Origin of the sequence: Mycobacterium timonense (assembly GCF_025821985.1) — a bacterium.
GTDB lineage: Bacteria > Actinomycetota > Actinomycetes > Mycobacteriales > Mycobacteriaceae > Mycobacterium > Mycobacterium avium.
The window spans coordinates 1-415 of sequence record NZ_JACKSY010000028.1; the positions used below are offsets into that span (position 1 = coordinate 1).

The following is a 415-nucleotide window of genomic DNA, read 5'->3' on the forward strand; positions in this document are numbered from 1 at the left end:
CGCCGGACACCAGGGTCTGGTCCGCTTCGACGGTGACCGTGGCGCCCGCGTAGCTGTTCTGGACGATCACCAGCATGGCGATCCCGAGGCCCGTCGCCACGCCGGACACCAGGGTCTGGTCCGCTTCGACGGTGACCGTGGCGCCCGCGTAGCTGTTCTGGACGATCACCAGCATGGCGATCCCGAGGCCCGTCGCCACCAGCACGTCACCGACCAGCGACAACCAGGGCGGCACCGACGACCAGCCGAAGCGATGATCGAGCGCGCTGAACACCATCGTCGCGAACAGCCCCAGGAACGAGCCGGTGATGATGAATTTCTGCGCGGTTCGGGGTTCGGCCCGCGGGCCCGCACGCATGCGCCGCTGCAGGGCCGCGGGGTTGGCCCGACTCAGGTAGATCGTGGGCACGATGGT

At 68.9% G+C, this 415-nt stretch carries 1 pseudogene; it reads right to left on the reverse strand.

The features are described from left to right. Positions 1-415: pseudogene (locus tag H7I87_RS09665) on the reverse strand (hypothetical protein); the annotation flags it as partial.